The sequence below is a fragment of the Acinetobacter johnsonii genome (genome assembly GCF_048551975.1).
GTDB classification, from domain to species: Bacteria; Pseudomonadota; Gammaproteobacteria; order Pseudomonadales; family Moraxellaceae; genus Acinetobacter; species Acinetobacter johnsonii_A.
Map to the genome: position 1 here is coordinate 1 of NZ_JBIMCF010000357.1, position 204 is coordinate 204.

Below are 204 nucleotides of genomic sequence, written 5' to 3' on the forward strand. Positions count from 1 at the left end.
ACTCGTTTAACAGACCCTAGACGAGTCAAGAAATTGATAGCAGTGCTAGCTATCGGTTTCTGTTGGTGCTATTTAACAGGTGAATGGCAACATGATCAAAAAAAAGTGATAAAAATAAAGAAGCATGGACGACTCTCAATGAGTTTATTTCGCTATGGTTTAGACTATGTTCAAATGGCGATTCAGCGTTTAATTGGTTTTGGG

1 pseudogene is annotated in these 204 nt (G+C 37.7%); it reads left to right on the forward strand.

The features are described 5' to 3' along the window. Positions 1-204, forward strand: a pseudogene (locus ACG9ZB_RS17795) (IS4 family transposase); the annotation flags it as partial.